General features: G+C 41.3%; 2 protein-coding genes. One reads left to right on the plus strand and one right to left on the minus strand.

Features of this window, described 5'->3' with window-relative positions; translation table 11 throughout:
• Window positions 1-77 precede the first annotated feature (77 nt).
• Window positions 78-656, plus strand: a complete 579-nt coding sequence (locus A3763_RS21250) for a YceI family protein (protein WP_068554554.1) — start codon at window positions 78-80, stop codon at window positions 654-656.
• A gap of 41 nt (window positions 657-697) precedes the next feature.
• Here A3763_RS21250 and nth read toward each other — a convergent pair.
• Window positions 698-1,229: endonuclease III (gene nth, locus A3763_RS21255; protein WP_068760475.1), on the minus strand; the 532-nt coding region annotated here is incomplete at its 5' end.

The following is a 1,229-nucleotide window of genomic DNA, read 5'->3' on the forward strand; positions in this document are numbered from 1 at the left end:
TTATTGATAAAGATACAACCTTGGTCAAAATGTTACGGTCGGGGAAATAAGTCTCAAATCCAACTTAGGAGAATAATATGAAGAAGTTAATTTTATCTGGTCTATTGGCGCTTGGTACTCTTGGCCCAGTAGGTGTTGCGAATGCCGCTGATTATGCGATCGATGTAAAGGGCGCGCATGCATTTGTTTCCTTTAAGATAAAGCACTTGGGTTATAGCTGGCTTTTAGGGCGCTTTAATGAGTTTGACGGTAGTTTTTCTTATGATGCTGCAGCACCTGAAAAATCTTCAATTAATGTGACAATTCAAACTGATAGTATTGATTCCAATCATGCTGAACGTGATAAGCATTTAAAAAGTGATGACTTCCTAGATGTTAAGAAGTTTCCGCTTGCGACCTTTAAAAGTACGAACTTTAAGGCGATTGATGAAGATAGTGCGATAGTAACGGGGAATTTCGAGCTTCATGGGGTAAGTAAAAGTATTAGTTTCCCGGTTGAAAAGGTGGGTGAAGGGAAAGATCCTTGGGGTGGTTATCGAGCTGGGTTCACCGGTAAGACGAGCTTAAAGCTTGCTGATTACGGTATTACCCGTAACTTGGGCCCTGCTTCGACACACGTAGAAATTGAGCTGAACATCGAAGGTATTCGACAGTAGCCCCTAATTCAGGATAATTATTGTAACCGGCTAGTAAGTAATTACTCGCCGGTTTTTTCTTTAAATTCGCATAAGTCCTCAATTAAGCAGGCGCCGCATTTAGGTTTTCTGGCAACGCATGTGTAACGTCCGTGAAGAATAAGCCAGTGGTGAGCGTCTAATAAGAACTCTTTGGGAACAAATTTAAGAAGCTTCTTTTCAACTTCCAGTACATTCTTACCGGGTGCGATTTTTGTCCGATTGGACACTCTAAAAATATGCGTGTCGACGGCCATGGCAACTTGTTTAAATGCCGTGTTCAATACCACGTTTGCAGTTTTTCTTCCTACACCAGGCAAAGCCTCAAGCTCTTCTCTGGTTTGTGGGACCTCACTATTATGCTTATCTATCAGTATGTTGCATGTTTTAATGACGTTTTCTGCTTTTGCATTAAACAGGCCAATGGTTTTTATATAAGCCTTTAAGCCATCAAGGCCCAAGTCTCTAATTGTTTCGGGGGTATTGGCAATGGGAAACAGTTTATCGGTTGCTTTATTTACACCTTTGTCAGTTGCTTGGGCTGATAAGACGACA

Source organism: Oleiphilus sp. HI0128 (assembly GCF_001635365.1).

What these genes read in the sequence shown, in the direction of transcription:
- A3763_RS21250 (WP_068554554.1), top strand. Translation starts at nt 78, where the DNA reads ATGAAGAAGTTAATTTTATCTGGTCTATTGGCGCTTGGTACTCTTGGC.